The following is a 23,202-nucleotide window of genomic DNA, read 5'->3' as shown; positions in this document are numbered from 1 at the left end:
GGATATAAAAAGCAGGAGGGATATCCCCTCCCGCTCTGCTTATTTTTCGTAAATGACCGCTTCGCCCCTATTTCCTGCGGCATCTGTTACCCCAATAGTAATCTTGTCGATGGTGTCATCCGTTGGCACTGGTACGGAGAAGGAGCCGTCTTGATTGAGATTAAATGGCACCGGCCCCTCTGCTTGACCGTTTCGGGCAATAGTATAGGAGGCGTCAAGTTTTTCATTCAAGTCGTAATCGGATTCATACACTGCCAGCAGTTGGTTGAAGTCCAAGTATTTGTCCGCCACTTTGCCGGTTGCTGTTCCAGATGAAACCGATCCTGTAATCTCCGGTTTGGAAGTTTTGACGAAGAACGGCATGTAAGACGCATAAAGTGATGCAAATTCATCATCAGCAGGTGTGAAGCCTATAAATTGAATCGAATAGACTCCTTCCGGGATGACCGTTCGCGGATCTCCGTACCACGGCTTGTAAGTGCCGTCGAGGGTGAAGGCATGCTTGCCTTTTTTCAGCGCTTGTCCATCGAACAAGACTCCCATTTCGGAAAAGAAAGGAGTCCCTCCTTCAGGGTCATCCTTCAGATTGAATATCGTCGCTTTGTAGCTGCTCAAATCATCGGTCAACCCAAAGCTCATTTCCGCTTGATCTTTCACTCCATCCCCATTTGGGGACAGATCGGTTTCAGTCAAACGAATATTTTCAAGTTCTATATATTCCAGGTCGCTGAGGCCTGCCGCAAAGGGCAAGGAAATCGTCGTATCCCCTTTTGACAGGTGGACATAGCCGAGGACTTCCGCTTCAAGCTCCACATTCTCATTTTTGGAAGCGGTCAATGTGACGGTCAGCTCCTGCTCGCCCGATAAAGTGAACGCCGGTTTATCGACAGTCACTTCGGCATCGCCGTAAGGCTTAGTCACTTCGGCTGTCGCTTCGAATTCCCCTCCCGCTCCTGAAATGTCTTTCACGAGAATCTTTTTTGATACTTTGATATTCTTTTCTTTTATCGACTGGACACCGAATGTGACGGTTCCTTTCAAATTATCGGTTAAAACCCCAGTCTCGTTTTGCACCGCTTCGTCCTGTGCATAGGCCAGCACTTCAGGATGGACTGCTGCATAAGCTTGGACACGCCCCGCACCTTGTGCGAAAACATCGTATTTCTTTGGATCCAGCCTTTTCGCTGTGTTCGACAGTGCGACTTTGATGTCGAACGGTGTCCAGTCCGGATGGGCCTGTTTCAATAACGCCACAATGCCGGTCACCTGGGCAGCGGACATGGCAGCCCCGGATCTGCTTGTATATGCTTCGCTGTATTCTGCATCCGGGAGGTAAATCGGCTTTGTCGTCAGGATGTGCATACCGGGCGCCAGGATATCCGGTTTGATATCATAATCCGGATTGACCGGTCCCTGGCCGCTGCTTTCAGCCACTTCATCGCCTTGGGTCAGCGTTGCTTGGAACCCGTCAAATGCGACGGTTCCTTTTTCTTCTTTCAGATGCAGACGAAGCGCTTCCCCGTCCGCTTGGGACAGGTCGAATGCCGGAATATAATCGAAAGATTCTCCTAAGAAGGTGCCCGAGGGTTCAGGCGCCTTTTCTTCATTCGCAACGTTATGGAGCAAAATGGCTGCTGCCCCTTGCGCTTTGGCAGCGCGTATTTTTTCTTCCGGCGTTGTCCGGCCCATAGCTACAACTGCTACTTTTCCGGCTGCGTCGATGCCTTGATAATTTTCCGGCCGCCCCTCTTCCGGAACCGCTACCAGTTCATAGCGACCCGTCAACTTCTCTGCCGGATTTTCATTGAATGTTGAAGCTATGAGATTGGCGGTTCTTTTCAATGTGTAATCACCGATTGCAGCATTTAAGGCCCCGCTATGCTTTTCTTCAGGAAGCGTCGTATTTCCGACTGCAATGCCAAGCCGGGAAGTCGCAGGAGGCGAAATCGTTGAGCGGTCTGGACTATCACTTATCGCTGCCAATACCGGAATCGTTCCGGCAAGCATTGCATTGTTGATGGCATAGGCAATGCTGTTGGATTCGGACGAACTCCAAAATTCGAAGGATAAGTTGATGACATCCATATCCTGTTCCGCCGCTTCTTCAATTCCCGCAAGAATCCATGACAATTGAGCGGATTCATATGCCCCTATGACGCGGTAAGCATACAGATCCACTTTAGGGGCTAATCCCTGGAATCCAAAAGGGTTCGCCCCTATGGCAGCAATCGCTCCTGCTACATGCGTTCCGTGCGATGTCGCATATGGAGTTCCACGTCCATTGATTTCGGGCTGATCACTCGGCCGCTCTGATGGTTTTGTTTCAGACGGGTCGTTGTCCGCCCGCGGTTTTGTATATCTGAACGAATGCCTGACAAAGTTCTTTCCGCCTTTGTAAATGCCTTGAAACTCCGGATGGTCCGGGTCAATGCCGGTATCAAGCACCGCCACTTTGACGCCTTCCCCTCGGAATCCTTCGGCCCAAAGCTTATCGATGCCTAAGAATGCTGGAACGGAAACGGCGCTGCTGGCTGCTTGGGTCGTTGCTGTTAGTTGTGCTGCGTCTTCAGCCATTCGGACTGTCTGGTCCGGTTCAATGCCTTGGATTGTCGGCAGCTCGAGCATCCTCTTTAAATCACCTGCTTTGACAAGAGCTGAAAAGCCGTTCAGGACAGTGGAGTAGGAATGGGTTTCTTCATATAGAATGTTGTTTTCCTGCAGTTCGCTTCTGACTTGTGCTTGCTGCGCTTCGACATCCGCTTTGATATCAACTGCTCGTTCTTGTGAAAACGTTCGGCCACGGGATGCTTGGATCCCTTCCTCAAATGCCACAGGCTTTTCGGTTAAATGGACAATGACTGCCACTTCCTGGTCGCCGGAAACGTTCTGCAAATCTTCATGGAGCCTTGGTCCCTTGGCCGCCAGCTTCAGCTGTTCTTCAATGGCCGTTGCGATGGTCGCCCGTTTTTCACTTTCTTCGCCCTCTTGGCCTGCTGCCGCTGATAGGGATAACGGTGATAAAAATGACAAGACCAAAACCACTGGCAATATGCTGCTGAAGAGTTTTCTTGCTTCCCGTCCTTTCACTTCCAACTCCTCCTTAAACAAGGTATGTATGGAAATCTGAACGTTTGAGTCCTTCTATTTTATCATAATTATTTGATACTTTTATCACTTTATCGTCATAAAGGATAATAAAGTATCAGGGAAAAGGGGATTGGATTTTAAAGTTTATCGTCACTCAGCTTGATGCCGGATGCATTTCGAGCTGGATTGAGCGAGTTGCAACTTTTTTCGGATGAGTTCCAACTTTTCGGGCGTGAGTTCCAACTTTCATAAAAATAGCAGGAGTTTTGATCGGCGTTCGCGGAGGCGAATGCCTTCTTTTTGGGGTGAGGGCTTTCCGCCTTGGCGAAAAGCTTTCAAACCTGTCTTTTCCTGGCTTGGTTGGAGTGAGCTGTGGCTTTTCCAGTCGAATTACAACCTTTTGCTTTCGAGTCCCAACTTCCTTTGCCTGAGTTACAACTTTCTCCTTGCGGGTTACAACTTTCCACCCCCGATTTCCAACTTCCCGCATGGAAAACAAAAAAGCGGGAGGGATCCCCCTCCCGCTCCGCTATTTTTGGTAAATGACTGCTTCACCCCTATTTCCCGCGGCGTCCGTGACTTCGACGGTGATTCTTTCTACTGCATCATCCAGTGCTACCGGTACGGAGAACGAGCCGTCCTGTTCGAGGTTGAATGGCACCGCTTCTTCCGCTGCACCGTTCCGGGTGATGATATAGCTGGCGCTCAGTTTTTCATTGATGGCGTATTCCGCGTTGTAGTTCTGCAGCGCCGGGATATAGTCGACATATTTGTCCGCCACTTTGCCGGTCGCCGTCGATGAGGACACGGTGCCTGTGATCACCGGCTTTGTGGTCTTGACGATAAAAGGCGTGATGGCTTTGAAGACAAACGGGAAGAACAGTTCATCTTGTGTGGTGCCTTGGAATTGAAGCGAGTACAGGCCGTCCGGAATGGTCGTTCTCGGATCGCCGTTCCATGGTCTGTAGGTGCCATCGATCTTGAAGGTATGTTTGCCTTTTTTCAGCTCCTGCCCTTCGAACACATAGCCGATTTCCCCCCCGTATTCATAGCCCGGCGTGGATTCCGAGCCCAAGTCGTAAAGGGTCGCTTCATAGCTTTTCAGGCCGGCTGTAGCAGTGAAGCTCAGTTCCGCTTCGTCCTTCACGCCGTCCCCGTTTGGCGAAAGGTCGGGTTCCGATAGGGTGAATCCCTGGATTTCAGTGACGCCGACTCCGCTCAGGTTTGCTGCAAACGGCAAGGAAATGGCGGTCTTGCCTTTTTTGATGTGGATATAGCCGAGAACTTCCGCCTCAGGCCCCGCTTCCTGATTCCGGGAAGCGGTCAATGTGGCGGTCAGCTCCTGCTCGCCTGACAAGGTGAACGCCGGTTTATCGATGGTCACTTTGGCGTTGCCGAACGTCTTTGTCACTTCTACTGTCGCCTTGTATTCCCCGCCGGTTCCTTTGATGTCTTTCACTTTGATCTTTTTCGAAACCGACAAGTTTTTTTCTTTCAATGAGTGGATGCCGAACGTGACGGAGCCTTTTGGATTTTCGACCAAGACGCCGGTTTCATTTTGCACCGCTTGGTCCTGGGCATAAGCGAGTGCTTCAGAATGGGCTGCAGCGTATGCCTGGACGCGCCCTGCCCCTTGTGCGAACACATCAAACCGCTCTTTGTCCAGATGTTTGGCCGTATTTGACAGCGCGGCCTTGATGTCAAACGGCGTCCAGTCCGGATGGGCCTGTTTCAACAAGGCGGCAACTCCGGTCACATGCGGCGCCGACATGGATGTGCCGGAATCCCGGGTATAGGCTTTTGAGTAATCAGCATCCGGGAAGTCCGCTTTGTACATCGGCTTTGTCGACAGGATGTGCATGCCGGGTGCCAGGACATCCGGCTTGATGTCAAAATTCGGTGTGCTCGGGCCGCGGCTGCTCGTGTCATGCACTTCATCGCCTTTGGTGGTTTCCGACTTGAAGCCGCCGAACGCCGCTGTTCCTTTGCTGTTTTTCAGCCCGGAACGGATTGCTTCGCCGTCCGTCTGGGACAGATCGAACGCCGGGATAAAATCGAACGCATCGCCGATAAAGTGGCCGGTCGCTTCCGGCGCCTTTTCCCCGTTGCGTATATTATGGAGGAAAACGGCAACTGCTCCGTTCGCTTTGGCGACCCTTATTTTTTCTTCCGGCGTGATGCGGCCGAGCGCGACTACCGCCACTTTGCCGGTCACATCAATGCCTTCATAGTCCTTTTGCCGGCCGGCGTCCGGTATTGCAGCGAGCTCATATTCGCCGGTCAGCTGCTCAGCGGGATTTTCATTGAACATCGTCGCCATCAAGTTCACGGTTTTCTTGAAGGTGTAATCGCCGATCACTGCGCTTACCTCTGCTGAATGCCGCTCTTCAGGAAGCGTCGTGTTGCCGACTGCGATGCCGAGGCGCGATGTTGCCGGAGCGCCTATCGACGAACGGTACGGGCCGTCATTTCCTCCCGCCAAAACGGAAGTGGTGCCGGCGAGCGTCGCGTTGTTGACGGCATACGCCATGCTGTTCGATTCGGACGTATCGAATTCCCCTAGCGACAAGTTAAGGACATCCATGTCCTGCTCTGCCGCTTCTTCAATGCCGGCAAGAACCCATGACACTTGGCCGTTTCCATACGCGCCCATCACCCGGTAAGCATACAGCTCCACTTTCGGTGCGATGCCTTTGAAGCCGAAAGAGTTTGCCCCGATGGCAGCGATTGTCCCTGCTACGTGTGTGCCGTGGTAGGTCGCGTATGGAATTCCCCATTCATTGAACTCCGGCATATTGGCCGGACGCTCCGACGGCTTGGTTTCGGAAGGGTCATCTGACGGGCGCGGCTTGGTGTACCGGGAAGAAAACTGGACGAAGTTCTTGCCGCCTTTGAAGACGCCTTTGAATTCCGGATGGTCCGGGTCGATGCCTGTGTCGAGCACCGCCACTTTGATGCCTTCCCCTTCGATTCCTTCCGCCCAAAGTTTATCCACTCCTAGGAGCGCCGGTGTGGGATCCGCGCCTTTCGCTTGCGGCTCGGCCGTTTGCGGCGCTCCGTCCGCCATCGCTTTCACCGCATGGTCCGGTTCGATAAAGCGGACACCCGGCACTTCAAGCATTTTTTCCAGATCTCCTGCTTTTACGGTGGCTGAAAAGCCGTTCAAGACCGTCGAGTAGGAATGGGTTTCTTCATAAGAGATGTTCTTTGCTTGAAGTTCTGACCGGACTTGTGTTTGCTGCAACTCGACTTTCGCTTTAGTATCGGTTGCCTGCTCTTTTGAAAACATCTGTCCCTTTGATGCCCTTATGCCTTCTTCAAGCGCGACCGGTTTTTCCGCAAGATGGACGATGACCGCCACTTGCTTGTCTCCATCAATATTCCTCAAATCCTGATGGAGCCTCGGACCTCTTGCTGACAGCCTCATCTGTTCTTCGATTGCTGCTTCAAGCTCGTGATTTCTTTCGGTTCCTTCCGCTGCCGTTATAGAAAACGGAGATAAGATCGATAAGACCAATACCAGCGGCAACATGCGGCTAAACAGGTTTTTCGTTTTGGTTCCGCCCACTTCCCACTCCTCCTCTAAATGATATGTATTGAAATCAGAAAATTTAAACAAATATAGTTTATCATAAATATTTGATTTTAGAGTAAGTTTCTTCTATATAAATAGAGAAATAAAAAGCACACGCAATGTGTGCTTTTTAAGGAACGATATATTTGATGACGGGCAGTTTCTGCAAGATCAAAATGATTCCGAATGAAATGGAGTATATCAGCAGCCAGAGAAATGGGATGCCGATAATGGGATTGATCGTGCTTTCGTTCAATCCGAACCATAAGTTCAGGTACACCTGCACGAGCGGATGGATCACATAGATGCCGAGTGTCGCGAGACTGAGCTTCGTAATCAGCGGATTCGGTTTTATTCGGGGGGCCAGGTGCTGGAACAGGACGAATACGAACAACGTGATGGCCATCGAATTCGGACGGAAATGCTCATAGAAGAATCCATCAAATTCACCGGCCTTGTCCGTCAAATACAGATTGCCGAAAAGCGTGACGAAAATTCCCGCCGCAGCAAGCACGCCGAGCAAAGGCAGCCATTTTTTCGAAATGGGATACAGGAACAGGTACGCACCGAGCATGAAATAGCCGATATACGGTTCAAACATGCCTGCCGGAAAAGCCATTTCCAGCTGCAAGAATTTCTTCAGCACCGGGAAGATGCCGGTGAACAGAAACCAGAACCCGAGAAAATAGAGGAATGTTTTTTGGTTCATATTGTGGACGAGGATCCGAAGAAACGGCGCCATCAAGTAAAGGCCGATGATCGTATAGAGGAACCACAAATGGAAGTAGATATCTTCCCCGAAAAACAGCTGCACCGCTTCCCAAACGGTGTATGAGCGGTCCTGCTGGAAAATCCGGTAGGCGATGTAGACCGCACTCCAAAAAATGAGCGGGACGAACGCTTTCGCCAGCCGCTTTTTCAAGAAGCTCCACACCGGCTCATCCGGCTTTCGCGTCAAGAGCAATGCTCCGCTCAACATAAAAAAGACCGGCACACACCAGCGGAGAGTTGACCCAAGCGCATGGGCATACTGCCATTGCCACTCGGTCGGGGGAGTATGATTGACGACTCTTGATATAACATGGATGCCCACCACAGCAAAAATCGACAGCACACGGAGCCAATCCATGTAGTCGTACCTTTTGGCCATTAGTGCACCACCTTTCTCTAGATGTTCAGTATGTATCGGTGTCAGTTTTCCTTTCCCCTACCTTTGGGAAGATGAAACTTTTAGGATGCGGCGTTCCGCTTTTTGATGAGTCCCGACTTATTGGAGATGAGTTCCAACTTTTACGAAGCCAGTTCCCACTTATTGGAGACGAGTTCCGACTTTCTTATAATACACAAAGCGATCCATTCCTGGCCGGTTCGGCGCATGAACTATATAAAAAGCTTTCGCTTAGTGATGTGCATTCGCTGCTGCGGATGCTTTTTTTTTCTGGCTTATAGGGACCCAGAAAACCTCTTACATGAGGAGGATCAGTATTGAGAGATGACAGGCCATGTAGATGGTCTAGGAAAAAAGAAAATACTTCTATATAAGCCGTTCAATTGGGCGCAGTCGATGGATTTATTAAAACGCCAAAAAGAATTATCGGTATAATAAGAAAATTGCATTATATTAAAAATGCCTTTTTTAAATATTGAAATAACATTTTTTTGACTAGTTTTAGTGTATTTTTAATAAGTAAATTTTTCATATGTAAAAAGATGATATCAGAAATCACTGGATGAAATCCAAATGTTATTTCAATAATAGAAACTGTTCTAATACACATCATTTCTCCAGTCGCGTCCAGATCCTGTTACAATAGGCAGAATGATTTTCTTGCATTTTTAAGTAAATATATGTAAGTTATTTTCACTAATTCTGTATAGGCTAATAGATTAGATATGGAGTTTATTTTTAGTAATTTTTTCATTAAAATTAACAAGTAATTAGAAATAAAGATGAAAATAGAAGAAATAATTACCAATATTTTTGTTAAAAGGTAAATGATTTTTTGCACATTTTCTTTTCATTCCCATCTTTTTTTCTTTTTAAACATTTTTTCTTATTTTTTTCAACGCTTCAAAACGTTGATATATCAACGTTTTAGAGCAAAAAATATTATTGTCATACAACTGTAATATAACTGCAATCGAATTAACATTGTTTTTCATAGTTTCACCCCCTATAGTAAGTAGCAGAGAACGAAACACCCAATCCTATTCTTGGATAACAAAAAACGTTAGGGGAAAAACAATGAAAAAATTAGTCTTCTCAATCTTAGCAGCAGGTTCATTGATCTTATCTAACTCAGCCACGGATGCCGAAGCGGCAATCAACTCTACTTCAAACGCTAACACAGCGATTGCATATACAAACACAGTAAACTCCCAGGATGTTGAGCAAGTTGCTTCAAGCAAAGCAGTTGCCATCTCTGGAACATATAAATTCAAATACAACACAAACGTCCGCCAAGATGCGGGCACTAAATATAAAGTGGTAACAGTCGGCAAAAAAGGCGCTACTGCTAAAGCAACTTACAAAAAGACAGTCGGCGGAAAAACATGGTTCAAAGTGAAAACTGGAACTAAAACTGGTTGGGTCCTAAGCTCACTAGTTTCAAAATCAAGCACAGTCAAAACAGTGTCAAGTTCGTCTTCATTAGATTCTAAAGTTGTTTCTGTAGGCTTGTCACTTAAAGGCATACCTTATAAGTTTGGCGGCACTACACCTGCAGGATTCGACTGCAGCGGTTTCATCCAGTACGTATTCAAGCAAGCTGGCAAATCAGTTTCACGCACAACACTTACTCAATACGCAGAAACAAAAGCTGTTTCTTCTCCACAACCAGGAGATCTAGTATTCTTCGCTAACACGTACCGTCCTGGGATCTCTCACGTCGGCATCTACATCGGCAACAACCAGTTCGTTCATTCTGGCGGTTCAAAAGCTGAAGTAATTAGCTTGGACAACTCTTACTGGGGACCTAAATTCCATAGCTTCAGAAGCTTCTAAGAAACAGATTGAAAAGCCAACACCGATCATCGGCGTTGGCTTTTTTTTTATTGAACGCTATTTCTTTATGCAGTTCAAGGCCTCTTACATGAAGTATCTGCATTCTTATAACATCAATCCGCGTTTCTTCATGAATCGGCAGCATCCCTTCACAACAAATTTGAGCTTCTATATGAAATTCGCTCAAACGGCGCTCTGCAGTTTTTCGGCGAGAATACCACTTGCAAGCAAACACTATTTATATAGAAGAAACTCATTCGCTCTTCTCTCCAGCCCTGTCTCTTTGGTTCCCTTCATCATAAACCTGTTAACTTTCATTCCTTTTATTAAATATTATAGATAGTTACTTTGAAATAATTATAGGCAGTTATTTCTATAAAAGATAAAATCATTTTTCATCTATCTAATAATTTCTTTAAGGTTATGACTAGTAATTTTTACCCCTTTTTCGAAGCCCTCTTATACGTTTTATTCTCCAGCTCGAATTTTAATTTTCAACTAGATAATTTCATCCTTTTAGTGTGCATAGATGTAAATCCATCTCCTTTTTAGGTTTATTTACTCTTCTAAATAGAATTAAATTACATTATATTTTTCCAAAATCCTTTTAATATATCCTTTTCTTTTAGTTTTTAAACATTTTTCATATTTTAAGAAACCCTATTGCAGCAGTATTTGTAAGCGTTTTTCCATTATGTAATATAATTGTAATACTTTAGAAATGTTACTGACATTGTATTTTGGATCTATAGTCCCTATAGTTGTTAACAGAGAACGAACACTTAATCCTTATTCTGGGATAACAAAAAACGTTAGGGGAAAACAATGAGAAAATTATTCGTTACAATCTTAGCAGCAGGTTCATTGATCTTATCTAACTCGGCCACAGATGCAGAAGCGGCGATCCACTCTAAAACTAATGCTGTCACTACAGCAGTCGCAGACCAGTCAACAACCAGCGGATACAACTTGGATGTCGAGCAAGTTGCTTCAAGCAAAGCTACAAAAATGTCTGGCACATACAAATTCAAATACAACACGAATGTCCGCCAAAATGCGGGCACAAAATATAAAAAAGTAACGCTTGCTAAAAAAGGCGCTACTGCCACTGCCACTTACAAAAAGAAAGTTGGCAGCAAAACTTGGTACAAAGTGAAAGTCGGTTCAAAATCAGGTTGGGTTTTAAGCACACTTCTAACTAAGAAAGCATCTGCCAAAAAGGCATCAACATCTTCAAGCAAGGCATCAAAGTTATCCGGGACATATAAATTCAAATACTCTTCTAACGTCCGTTCAGGGGCGAGCACTAAATATAAAGTGGTAACCGTCGCTAAAAAAGGTGCCAAGGCTACTGCTACCCACAAAAAGAAAGTCGGCAGCCAAACTTGGTATAAAGTGAAAATCGGCTCAAAAAAAGGTTGGGTTATAAGCACGTTGGTAACCAAGTCGACTGCTAAAAAAGCGTCAACTACTGTTAAAAAAGCATCTAGTTCTTCATCTATCGATTCTAAAGTCGTCTCCGAAGCATTGGCTCTACGAGGAACTCCTTACGTGTTCGGCGGCACAACTCCGAGCGGCTTTGACTGCAGCGGATTTATCCAGTACGCATTCAAGCAAGCCGGGAAATCCATATCGCGCACTACACTTTCGCAATATGCGGAAACGTCTCATGTTTCAAACCCGCAGCCTGGAGATCTTGTGTTTTTCGCGAACACTTACCGTGCAGGCATTTCGCATGTCGGAATCTACATCGGCAACAACCAGTTCGTGCACGCTGGCGGCTCTAAGGCAGCGGTTGTAAGCTTGAACGATTCTTATTGGGGCAAAAAATTCCATAGCTTCAGAAGCTACTAAGGAGCTCTTAGAAAGCCGGCCATCATTTTCGATGGCCGGCTTTTTATATTCCAATATATAGCAGTGCGTTTTAGAATAACACCTATTAAACTTGTAGTTTGTTGTGTATGGAGCGGAAGACATCATTTAATGGCTATACTTGTTCATGTTGAATCATGAAGCAGGTTTTCCCATCCCGTTTTTTGATCCTAGCAAGGCTTTTTGACAAAACGCAACTCGCTCGACAAGCAGCATCTTTAGTCGCTTTGAGCCTGTGATTTCTAAGGAACTTTTAGGAAATCCAGATAGAATTGCGAATAACTCCTTTAGAAGGCTTGGTTTATTATGTATAGAACTAAAGAATTTATGTATATGCTTCGTTTGTTCATGTGAAACTTTGAAATTTCATGAAGAAAGTATTCCCATGCCGCTTTCTGATCCAAGAAAAATCTATTGTTTGGATAGAGCTTGTTCAATCACGAGAATCTAACTTCAGTTTAAACGTTTGTTTTAGAGAGGCTTTTTAAGAAATTCATATAGAAATGCAAATAACCCTGTAAAAAACCAGGTTTGTTATGCAAGCCCCGTATGAGTTCTTGTAGAAGCTGAAGTATTACATGTTAAAACCCCAAAACTTCATGAAGAAAATATTCCCAGCCTCTCCACTCCCTCTTCCACATAAAAAATCCCGGGGAACCATCCCCGGGATCCTGCTCGTTCTTATTTGTCTTCAATTGTTTCTATCATATAGTCGCCGAATTCATCGATCACTACGGTATAAAGCTTGTTATGGGTGATTGTAGCAGTTTCATCATTTTCCGGACTATGGAACGTGAAAACTGCTTCCACTTCTATAACGGCCTTTTCTTCGCCGATTTCGATGTTCTTGACAGTTGGCTTGATGATGTCGAAGGTCCGGTCTTCAATAGCCAGTTCTTCAACTAATTTCTTGCCTTCTATTTCTCCTTGGCTTCCTGGAAGCAAGTAAGATTGGTAGTAAGCTATTTTCTGGTCGTTCAATGAATATGGAAGCAACTCGTAATAGGCCTCTATAAAGCTCTTTAAGAGCTCTTTGTCAAAGTGTGCATCTTTGACGTCCGGCAGCACCACTTCGTCGTCTTCGTACTGGATCGGGTTTTTAACCCACTCATTCAGTTGATCGATGACGGTGTAGATCGGAATGGCATAGCCGATGTTCGGATCGTCTTCGAGAATGATCGAATTGATGCCTAGGATGCGCTCAGTTTCTGCAGCAATCAACGGGCCGCCGCTTGAACCTTTTTTGATCGTTGCGTTCATTTCGTATAAATCCTTGTATTCATAATCGTCTGAGAAGTTTTTGCTGGTACCGGTGATTTGGCCTTCCGTTGCGGTGTTGCTGATGTTCTCAGGGCTTCCAAGGGCGAACACTTCTGTGCCCACTTCCACTTGGGAAGTTTCCATCGCCATCGGTTCTTTCCCCGCTAAAGCTTCCACTCGCACCAGGGCAATATCGGTTGTTTCCGAAATCCCGATCACTTGCCCCGTGAATTCCTGCCCGTCGCTGTTGGTCAAGACCACATAAGAAGCATCTTTGACGACATGGGCGTTTGTTAAAATATCGCCTTCAGTATTAAACAGGAATCCAGATCCTTGTTCCAAATCCGTATATATGGTGTAAACGTATGATTTTGCATTGGCGATTGTCGTTGATAGATCTTTTTTCGGTGCCACAACCGGTTCGGCGCTTTCTATCACCTCAGGGACTGGCTCTTCTGCAGGTTCTTCCACCGGCGCTTCAGCAGTTTCTTCCCTCACATCTTCCACAGCACCTTCTATCGGGGTCTCCGGTTGCTTGAGCTCTTCGACATCTTCTTCCGCTATTTTAAAGCCGGCGTACGTTTTTCCGGCAAAAGAATCTTGTTTGCTGACCAGTTGCGCCGATGAATCAGGCGTTGCAACTAAAAAGTAACCACCAAGCCCGATAGCCGCTAATAAAAGAAACGACCATACGGTCATGAATATGCGTTTTCTTGCTTGAGCGGATTTTCTGTTTTCCAATCGCTTGTTCATATGTTCAACTCTTTTCATCTTTTATGGTCATATAATAGACGTTTCAAAAATCTTATAGTTTCAAATATAAATCGCAGATTTAAAACTTGCGTTATTGTTGTTATTGTTTAGAGAAATTTACAATTCCTCGAACTAATATAACAAAAAGAAGGAGGATAATCAATTTAAACTTTTTACCGTTCAAAAAGGCTGGATTCCCTCGAAAAGGAATCCAGCCTTCTTCACTCGGTATAGGTTAATCGGAAACGACAGTGTAGTTTCCAAGATCGTTCATAGATATAGTGAAAGTGCTGCCACTTTTCTTACCGGCGGTGTTCTTCCATTGGCCATTGGCCGCCTTTTTTGCGCCTTTCAAATTTTTCGCCCCGCTGCTTACATCAAATGCAAGCTTTGCGGCAGGAGAGAAACTGACCGCCTTGTTATTTCCTCCCACGTTTTTTATGCCGATCGAGATTTGATTGGTTACAGCGGTACGGTTGCCTGCTTTTCTGGCGTAATCGTATCCAAGCTGCAAAGTGAATATATCGCCAGCCGCCGTCACAATTTCCCTGATATTACCGGCGGAGAAAGTTAAGTCAGCACCAGGCATATCAACTTTCAACGGTTTTTTGCTGATAAGGAGCTTTGCAACTGTCACTTCGCTGAAATGGATGGCCAAATTGCCATTATCATCAGCCACTCCTGCTACAACAATCGCAGTTTCCCCCGAGAAGTCCGGGTCAGCAAACTGCTTGCCTGGAGTGGACGGGCCACCAGGTCCAACCACTACAAAAACAGGATCTTTTCCTGCAGCAAGCGGGGATAAGTTAAATGATAAAACAACAGATATAAACAACACAAAACTTATTAATAGCTTGCTTATCACGCGTTTTTCCAATGATTCCACCTCTTTGTTATAGTCGGGATTATAAACAAGTATACAAGAATCTGGAAAAAAACAAATACAATAATTAGAATTTTTAGAAATATGTTAATTTGAACCGTTAATAATGAAAAATTTGTATGAAAATCATTTATAAAGCTTTAGGATTGTTTCAACTATAGAAAAAGCACCCTACATAAGGGCGCCTTTTCTCTAACACTATTTCTTTACTTTTTTAACAAAGAATAACGGATCCACATTGACTTGCCGTCCAGAACTCCGTAATACCAAAGCGAAGCCCCGACTTTTTCAGTTTTCTTCACTTTAAACGGTTTGTTTTTATACGTTTTCAAGCTTTTCACGCTGATGTCGTTTGTTCTTCCCCAAGCTTTCGTATATGAGCTTCCTCTTCCCGTAATGTATAGGGTTTTGGCCGTTTTGTCGATAGCTTTGTGGGTGTGCGCTTTCATGTCGCTCGTTTTGACCCAGCCGACAACACCAGTAGTGATGCTTGGTTTACTGCTCAACAAGTAGTACGATACGCCATTCAACACCGCTTTTTGTTTGATGTAATAAGCTTTGTTTGTGTAAGTCTTTCCTGCAGTGACCGTTGAAGACAAGTTGTTCAAGTCTTTGTAGATTTTCACTTTACTGCTTTCTATTTGACCAATTTTGCTTGTTGCCGTCTTTTTGACAGAAGAAACGGCAACTTTTTGCGCTTCCCCTTCGCTTGACAACAAAGAATAACGGATCCACATTGACTTGCCGTCCAGAACTCCGTAATACCAAAGCGAAGCCCCGACTTTTTCAGTTTTCTTCACTTCAAACGGCTTGTTTTTAAAAGTTTTCAAGCTTTTCACGCTGATGTCGTTTGTTCTTCCCCAAGCTTTTGTATAAGAGCTTCCTCTGCCCGTGATGTATAGGGTTTTCGCCGTCTTATCGATAGCTTTGTGGGTATGTGCTTTCATGTCGCTCGTTTTGACCCAGCCGACAACTCCGGTCGTGATGCTCGGACTGGTGCTCAACAAGTAGTATGAGACACCGTTCAACACCGCTTTTTGCTTGATGTAATATGCCTTGTTTGTATAAGTTGTCCCTGCAGCGGCCGTCGAAGACAAGTTGTTCAGGTCTTTGTAGATTTTCACTTTACTGCTTTCTATTTGACCAATTTTGCTTGTTGCCGTCTTTTTGACAGAAGAAACGGCAACTTTTTGCGCTTCCCCTTCGCTTGACAACAAAGAATAACGGATCCACATTGACTTGCCGTCCAGAACTCCGTAATACCAAAGCGAAGCCCCGACTTTTTCAGTTTTCTTCACTTCAAACGGCTTGTTTTTAAAAGTTTTCAAGCTTTTCACGCTGATGTCGTTTGTTCTTCCCCACGCTTTTGTATAAGAACTTCCTGTCCCTTTGATATAAAACGTTTTGGCCTTTTTATCGATGGTTGTGTGGGTATGTGCTTTCATGTCGCTCGTTTTGACCCAGCCGACAACTCCGGTGGTAGCGCTCGGACTGTTGCTCAACAAGTAGTACGAGACACCGTTCAACACCGCTTTTTGCTTGATGTAATATGCCTTGTTTGTGTAGGTTGTCCCTGCAGCGGCCGTCGAAGACAAGTTGTTCAAGTCTTTGTAGATTTTCACTTTACTGCTTTCTATTTGACCAATTTTGCTTGTGGCTGTCGTTTTAGCAGCTGAAACATTTTTCGCTTCAATCCAAACCGTTTTTCCATTCAATACACCTTGATACCAAATAGTGCTGCCAACTTTTTCAGTCAAATTCACTTTGAATTCGCGGCCAGAGCTAACAACAAGTTTTTGGAAGTAAAAATCTTTCGATCCCCCCCACACTTTTGTATAAGCACTGCCTGTTCCTAATGCATAGAAGGTTTTCGCTTTTTTATCCACTGTCGCATGAGTCTGGGCTGTTACGTCTGTCGCTTTAGCCCAGCCGACTACGCCTGTCGTGCTGCTTGGATTTTTGCTTAGAAGGTAGTAAGTTGTGCCGTGTAGCAACACTTCTTTTTTGATATAATACACTGTATTTGTATAAGTTGTTCCAGCCGTAATAGTAGAACTCAACTTCGTCAAATCTGGGTAGATTTTTACTGTGCTGCTTTTGATATGCCCCAATTTGCTTACTGCTTTTTCTACGGAGCTTACAACGTTTTTCGCTTCAATCCAAATGGTTCGTCCGTTTGCAACGCCTCGGTACCAAGTGGTGCTGCCGACTTTCTCAGTCATGTTGACTTTAAATTCAACCCCAGCGCTTGCCGCAAGGCTCTTGAAATAATAATCGCCTGTGCCGCCCCATGGTTTTGTATAAGCGCTGCCTGTTCCTTTGATATAGTAAATTTTTGCATTCTTGTCGACTGTTGAATGGGTTTGGACAGTAATGTCCGTTGATTTGACCCATCCCACTACACCTGTTGTAGCGCTTGGTTGTTGGCTGATCAAATAATATTTAGTGCTGCCGACAGTTGCTTCTTTCTTAATGTAGAAAACTTCGTTCAGGTTTGTAGTTCCTGCGCTTGTAGAAGCAGTTGAAGAGAGTTTCGAATAGATTTTCGCGCTTGAGCTCTTCAAATGCCCCAATTTGCTTGTTGCCACTTCTTTAGGGGCTGCTACTGGAGTTACCGGTGTTGTAGTTCCTGCCAACTTTTTGTATTTAGCTGTTACAAGTTCTGTGAATTCCGACCAGTTATATCCATATTTCGCAAAGTAGCCATGCGGGTCTGAGTGGTTCGTGCCGCCTAAGAATTTACTGATAGCCGCATGCGACCACAATGTGCCCGAACCTTTTGTTTCTGCGCTGCTTACGCCCAATTTGTATTTATACAATACAGATGCAATATAAGAAGCATAGTTGTCGATTGATCTTGCAAAGTTATCGAACGTATGGACCCGCACCAGTTCCACTTGCGCAAAACGCTGGTTGCCGTAGCGGCCTGCGCCCCATACACTATAGCCTGTCGGATGGATTTCAATAATGCGCTGATGGTCCACAAATGCATGGACAAACGCATTTTGGTAGTTTCTGGTCATATAGGAGATTTCACCAGTTATCGTGGAAGAGTCGTTCGCTGTTTCATGTGCGACAACGCCTTCAACTTTGGCATAGCCAGAGCGGTAGTTCATTTTCGGGAAAACTGATTTATAGTCGTATTCTATCTTAGCGGTTGTAAATTTCTTTGAAACAATATAATCGTTCACATTTGGATAAGTTGCCGCACGCGACATTGCACCCTCCGGCGCTTCTTCTTCGTGCTCTCCTTCAGCATGGCCATGGACGTCTTCAACTACACCATCTCTCCAGCCTTCCGGAATGTATTGAAGTTCTTCTTCACTCAATTCACTGATATCTTCGCCGTGGACCATCGTGCCTTTTTTGATGCCGAATTCGTTGTATTCGTCGTCACTAGACGCACTTTCCTGGGTGGTGTCCTTTTCTGTGTCTGCTGCTAAAAACTGTGCCGGGAACAAAGAGTTGCAAAGTAAAAACAATGTCATCAAGATGATTAGTTTCTTCATTTTTTCCTCCAAATTTCAAATAGGGATTGATTTTTTACGGGATCATTTAATATTCACGCTGTTTTCTGGGTTTCAACCATTAGTGCTCAGTTATGGGATAGGAAGAAAGAGATTCAAGCAGCGGCTCTCCGTTCTTTCTTCCTTAAATATTTTATTTGGATCAATTTCTAAAAAATTTCCCAATTTAGGTTTAACTTACTTATATTTGGGAACATCTAAAGTAATAGTGTAAGAATCTAACATGTTATACAAAGAGTTCATCCGTACGGTTTGCTTGGCAGCCCAACCAATATCGGATGCGTATTGATGAGTAGCAGGACTTGCCGGGTTCCAGCGCATTTTGTAGAGCGTGTTCTGGCCTTTGTCCAGGTAATTTGTTCCAACAAATTGTGCCCCGCCGATGATAGCCGCTTCCGGCGTAAACCAGCCGGAGTTGTATGCTTTAATGGCACCCGCCGCAAGTGCATTGCCGTCAACTGCGCCGATGCCGAACATATTGTAGGTTTTCTTGATTGACGTTAAGCTCGAGCGGTTTGCTGTCGTAACCAGCACCGGTGTGCCTGTTGCATTTTTTCCGACTTCTACGCCATTCGCCAATTGGGATGTACCTTGGCCAGTTTCAAGCAAGGCATGGGAAATCAGGTAAACTTCATTTACGTTATATTGTTTTCCGCCGTTAATGAACGCTTGGCCAAGATTTTCAAGAATGCCTTTGCCAACCAATATTTTGTTCAATTCTTCTGCTGATACCCCAGCACTAGAAGTCAGCAACAAGTGTTGGAATTTATCGTTGTTGCTTGGTTCCAAGTAAGTTGCTACATCACTTTGTGTCGGGTTTCTCCACGTACCGTAACTGATTTCATGCCAGCCGGTGCCTTTGCTGAGGATTGTCACTTTGGCTCCTGCAGCAAGGGTGCCATAAACATGACTTGTTGCACTTGCAGCGCTCACTACGTTAGTTTTTGCAGCAATTGTTCCTGTAATGGTTGATGTATTGACGATAGATGAATGTGCATATAAAGTTTCACCGGCATAGCTGATTTTGTACCATTTGGTGCTGCCGGCATAAGCTTCCCCAGTAAACGTGCTGATGATCGTAATTTTTGTTCCTTTGTTCACCGTATAGGAAATGTTGTTTGTAAAATCTGCTGATTTGCGCAATTTAGAGCCGTCTGTTGAAACTGTTGCGGTTTCTTCAATAGCACTTACTGACGAGCTTGCAATATACGCTTTGCTCTTTGAATATTTATCTGTTTGCTGCAAGATTTTCATCTGCTTGGCTAAAGCTTCGTCAAATGTGTAATTGTATTGCGTATATAGTGTTTCCACTTTTATCAAATCCGATTCCTTGATCCAGACAGTTTTGCCGCTGAGGACTCCTCGATGCCACACTTCACTCCCTACTTTTTCGGTAAGGTTGATTGCGAATGCTGCGCCTTTCAACGAGCTCAAGTCTTGGAAGACAATGTTTTTCGTGCCGCCCCAAATTTTAAGGTAGGCGCTTCCTGTTCCTTTGATGTTGTATGTTTTAGCAACTCTATCCACGCTTTCATGAGCAGCCGTTTTAATATCTGTTGATTTGACCCATCCGACGAGACCGGTTGTGCTGCTTCGGTTGCGGCTGATCAAATAATAAGTGGCGTTATTGTAAGCTGCTTTTCTCTTGATGTAAAACACTTCATTGGTGTTTGCTGTTCCAGCTTCCGAATAAGAGCTTTGTTTCAAATAGTCTGTATAGATGCGGACACTTGTACTGTTGATATGTCCAACCAAACTGATCGGGCTCTCCAACGAAGGCGCCAATTGCGAAGCTTCTACCCACACTGTTTTTCCGCTGACAACTCCTTGATGCCATGTTGAAGTTCCGGCTTTTTCAGTCGCTTTTACTTGGAACACAGAACCCTTTAATGACGTCATATCTTGTATTGAAATGTTTTTTGTACCGCCCCAAATGTCCGTATAGGCGCTTCCCGTTCCTTTTACATAGTACGTTTTTGCATTTTGGTCTATTACCGTGTGTTTTTCAGTGGCAATATCGCTGGATTTGACCCAGCCTGCCGCTTCTGTTCCACTATTGCTTTCGCTGATCTGGTAATAAAGTGCATTATTGAATGCAGCTTGCTTTTTGATGTAAAACACCTTATCGGTATTAGCAGTTCCCGCTTCTGTAAAGCTTGTTTGCTTTTCGTAAGCCTGATAGATACGGACGCTTGTGTTATCAATGCGCCCTACTAGACTTGTTTCAGTTTCATAAGATACGGCCAATTGCGAAGCTTCGATCCACACCGTTTTGCTGTCGATTGTGCCTTTATACCACAAAGCTGTTCCTACTTTTTCGGTTGCTTGAACTGAAAACAATTGGCCTTTCAAGACAGCAAGATCTTGGATGGCTATGTTCTTGCTTCCGCCCCATATTTTCGCATAGGCGCTTCCTGCTCCTGATACATAAAACGCTTTAGCGTTTTTATCCACTTCAGCATGAGTTTGCGTTTCTATGTCCGTCGATTTCACCCATCCAACAAGTTCAGTTGTTCCGCTTGTATTTCTACTAAGCAGATAATAGACCGCATTGTTGAATTTCGCTTGTTTTTTGATGTAGAACAAATCATCTGTATTTGTTGAGCCAGCTTCTGTATATGCTGTCTGTTTTGTATAATCGGCATAAATGCGGGAAGTTGAAACCCCTATTTTCCCAACTAAATTTGTTGCGCTCTCTTCTTTTACGACCGGCGGCGCTTCCGGTTCTTCAGGTTTTGTTGAAGTCACATGCTGTGCTTCAATCCACACTGTTTTGTCATTCAATATCCCTTGGTACCATACCGTACTTCCTACTTTTTCTGTCAAACTGACTTTGAATTCACGGTCCGTACTGACGACTAGGCTTTTGAAGTAATAATTCTTCGTTCCGCCCCAAGGTTTTGTATAGGCGCTCCCTGTTCCTTTTACATAAAAAGTTTTTGAAGCAGTATCAATTGTTACGAGCTTCTGCGTGGTAAGCGCGGCCGCTTTGGTCCAGCCAACAACACCGGTTGTGCTGCTCGGATTTCGGCTGATCAAGTAATAGACCACATCTTTGTAAATTGCTTGTTTCTTAATATAGAAAACTTCATTGGTGTTTGCTGTCCCAGCAAGTTTGTAAGCCTTCGGTTTTTTGTAATCCGCGTAAATCCGGTTGTTGACACTTCTCATATGCCCGAGAAGGTTGACAGAACTTTCCACCGACTCGTTCGATACTGGAACCTGAGTGGTCACTGCCGCCGCTTTGGTCCAACCGATCACGCCGGTTGTTGCACTTGGCTTTGTGCTGATCAAGTAATAGACCACCCCGTTATAGGTTGCTTGTTTCTTGATATAGAATGTTTGGCTCAACTTAGCCGTTCCTGCCAGGCTGTACGCAGCAGGTTTTTTATAATCTTGATAAATCCGATTGTTTTTGCTGTTGAATTTTCCTAATAGGTCGACAGAACCTTCTTTAGTTGCAGCTTCAGCTTTCGCTGCCGGTTGCTGGATGCTGACTGCCGCCGCTTTTGTCCAGCCAATGACGCCAGTTGTTGCGCTTGGCTTTGTGCTGATCAAATAATAGATCTGATCATTGTAAGTAGCCTGTTTTTTGACATAGAATGTCTGGTTCACCTTAGCAGTTCCTGCCAAGGTGTAGACAGTCGGTTTTTTGTAATCCGAGTAAATGCGGTTGTTTTTGCTGTTGAACTCGGCTACCAGATCAACCGGGACTTCCTGTGCATCGCTTTGCAAAGTGATTGCCGCCGCTTTTGTCCAGCCAATCACGCCAGTTGTTGCACTCGGCTTTGTGCTAAGCAAGTAGTAAACAACACCTTTATATGTTGCTTGCTTTTTTATGTAGTAAACCTTGTTAAGTTTTTCTGGACCAGCCAAACTATAGGCCTTAGGCTTCTTATAGTCTTGGTAGACACGGTTGTTTTTGCTGTTCAGTTCCCCTGACAGGCTAACTGAACTTTCTTGCGATGAAGCTGCTGTACTTTCTGCTGCCAGTACTGTTGAAGGCAGTATCAAGGAAAATACAAGTACTAATGCAGTAAGCAATTTGACTATTTTCATCTAGCTTTTCCCTCCTATTTTCTTTATATTCGATTTTAACTGGACAAATCCCTTTAATTTACCCAAATTATTAACAAAATTTGTAATGAAGTCACTCATATAGGTTTGAGCTTTTACTACTCTATCATATAATATCATTTTTTTGTTTGTGTAAAATATCCTGACTTTCTTTACAATGTTACAAAAAAAATAAATAAGAATATACCTAAATACCTATTTTTTGTAATGTTTGAAATTCTAGCACCTTTACTTTTTTTAGAAATTTGACATAAAAAAAGAGTTCAGACCTGTACAGATCTGAACTCTTTAAATTTTCTATTAAATTCTCTACCATGTTCAAAACTCCTGTAAAAGACAAAAGCAAAAACTTATCCTTCTCTTCGCTTCGCTGTTTCTTTACGAAATGCTTCTTGTTCTTTTTTGGATAGTTTTTTGTAATGATTGATAAACTCTTCATATTCTGCCATGACTTCTTCGGTCGTTCCGTATTTTTTCAGCCTTCCGCCTTCAAGCCACACTACTTTTTTGCAGAACTTTTTGATTTGGCCCAAGTTATGGCTGACAAAGAAAATTGTTTTTCCGTTTTCCTTGAACTCATTCATTCGGTCAAGGCTCTTATTTGTAAACGTCTGGTCCCCTACTGATAAAGCTTCGTCGATCACGAGAATATCAGGGTCAGCGGAAACACTGATAGCAAAGCCCAACTTCGATTTCATCCCGCTTGAATATTTCTTCACAGGCTGATAGATAAAATCACCAAGTTCTGAAAAAGCAACAATTTCTGGTGTTATCCGTTTGATCTCTTCTTTGCTGAATCCCATCAACAGACATTTGAATTCAATATTCTCAATGCCCGTCAACTCGTTGTTCAATCCAGCGTTGATCGCAATAACATGCGTGTCGCCATTTTTTATAATTTCTCCACTTGTAGGCGGAACAATGCCGCCGATCATATTGCTTAGTGTGGATTTTCCAGAACCGTTGATGCCGACAAGGCCGATAACATCTCCTTCATACGCTGTAAAAGAAACATCTTCAACTGCATTGAAATTCTTGCCGCCTCTGCCTGGCAGGAGCAAATCTGTAATCTGCTCTTTTTTCGAACGGTACATCCGGTATTTTTTTGATACATTTTTAATGATTACGGCTTCTTTCATGTGAACACCTTTCCCACTTTCAAACT

10 protein-coding genes are annotated in these 23,202 nt (G+C 44.5%); 2 read left to right on the top strand and 8 right to left on the bottom strand.

The window, feature by feature from the left end; all coding sequences use genetic code 11:
* Positions 1-39: 39 nt before the first annotated feature.
* The 3 genes from FQV30_RS04110 to FQV30_RS04100 all read right to left on the bottom strand — a co-directional run bounded on the left by FQV30_RS04110 (position 40) and on the right by FQV30_RS04100 (position 7,811).
* The gene (locus tag FQV30_RS04110) at positions 40-3,087 is read right to left on the bottom strand and encodes a S8 family serine peptidase (protein ID WP_146498857.1); all 3,048 of its coding nucleotides are present in this window, start codon (positions 3,085-3,087) and stop codon (positions 40-42) included.
* A 529-nt stretch (positions 3,088-3,616) separates the two neighbouring features.
* Positions 3,617-6,655, bottom strand: a complete 3,039-nt coding sequence (locus FQV30_RS04105) for a S8 family serine peptidase (protein WP_146498856.1) — start codon at positions 6,653-6,655, stop codon at positions 3,617-3,619.
* Between the two features lie 136 nt (positions 6,656-6,791).
* Positions 6,792-7,811 (bottom strand): acyltransferase, encoded by a 1,020-nt coding sequence (locus FQV30_RS04100; RefSeq protein WP_146498855.1) that lies wholly within the window; start codon positions 7,809-7,811, stop codon positions 6,792-6,794.
* Between the two features lie 1,095 nt (positions 7,812-8,906).
* Between FQV30_RS04100 and FQV30_RS04095 the strand changes: the two genes are divergently transcribed.
* Positions 8,907-9,665, top strand: coding sequence for a C40 family peptidase (locus FQV30_RS04095; protein ID WP_146498854.1), 759 nt, complete (start codon positions 8,907-8,909; stop codon positions 9,663-9,665).
* Positions 9,666-10,490: 825 nt separating this feature from the next.
* Complete coding sequence (locus tag FQV30_RS04090) at positions 10,491-11,519, top strand: C40 family peptidase (RefSeq protein ID WP_255473299.1); 1,029 nt, start codon at positions 10,491-10,493, stop codon at positions 11,517-11,519.
* 699 nt (positions 11,520-12,218) lie between these two features.
* Here the strand turns inward: FQV30_RS04090 and FQV30_RS04085 are convergent.
* The 5 genes from FQV30_RS04085 to tagH all read right to left on the bottom strand — a co-directional run bounded on the left by FQV30_RS04085 (position 12,219) and on the right by tagH (position 23,176).
* Positions 12,219-13,550 carry a S1C family serine protease gene (locus FQV30_RS04085; protein ID WP_186725512.1) on the bottom strand — a complete coding sequence of 444 codons (1,332 nt, stop codon included), beginning with the start codon at positions 13,548-13,550 and terminating at the stop codon, positions 12,219-12,221.
* Between the two features lie 235 nt (positions 13,551-13,785).
* Positions 13,786-14,427: a hypothetical protein gene (locus FQV30_RS04080; RefSeq protein ID WP_146498852.1), complete on the bottom strand. Its 642-nt coding sequence runs from the start codon at positions 14,425-14,427 to the stop codon at positions 13,786-13,788.
* 212 nt (positions 14,428-14,639) lie between these two features.
* A complete protein-coding gene (locus tag FQV30_RS04075) occupies positions 14,640-17,942 on the bottom strand; it encodes a peptidoglycan recognition protein family protein (protein ID WP_146498851.1) in 3,303 nt (1,100 codons plus the stop codon).
* Positions 17,943-18,137: 195 nt separating this feature from the next.
* The gene (locus FQV30_RS04070) at positions 18,138-22,019 is read right to left on the bottom strand and encodes an N-acetylglucosaminidase (RefSeq protein ID WP_146498850.1); all 3,882 of its coding nucleotides are present in this window, start codon (positions 22,017-22,019) and stop codon (positions 18,138-18,140) included.
* Between the two features lie 368 nt (positions 22,020-22,387).
* A complete protein-coding gene (gene tagH / locus FQV30_RS04065; RefSeq protein WP_146498849.1) occupies positions 22,388-23,176 on the bottom strand; it encodes a teichoic acids export ABC transporter ATP-binding subunit TagH in 789 nt (262 codons plus the stop codon).
* Positions 23,177-23,202: the final 26 nt, after the last annotated feature.

Source organism: Planomicrobium sp. CPCC 101110 (genome assembly GCF_007859395.1).
In the GTDB taxonomy this organism is placed as follows: domain Bacteria; phylum Bacillota; class Bacilli; order Bacillales_A; family Planococcaceae; genus Planococcus.
Note: the sequence above shows the minus strand (reverse complement) of the source record. Positions and strands in the feature narration are given on the sequence as shown.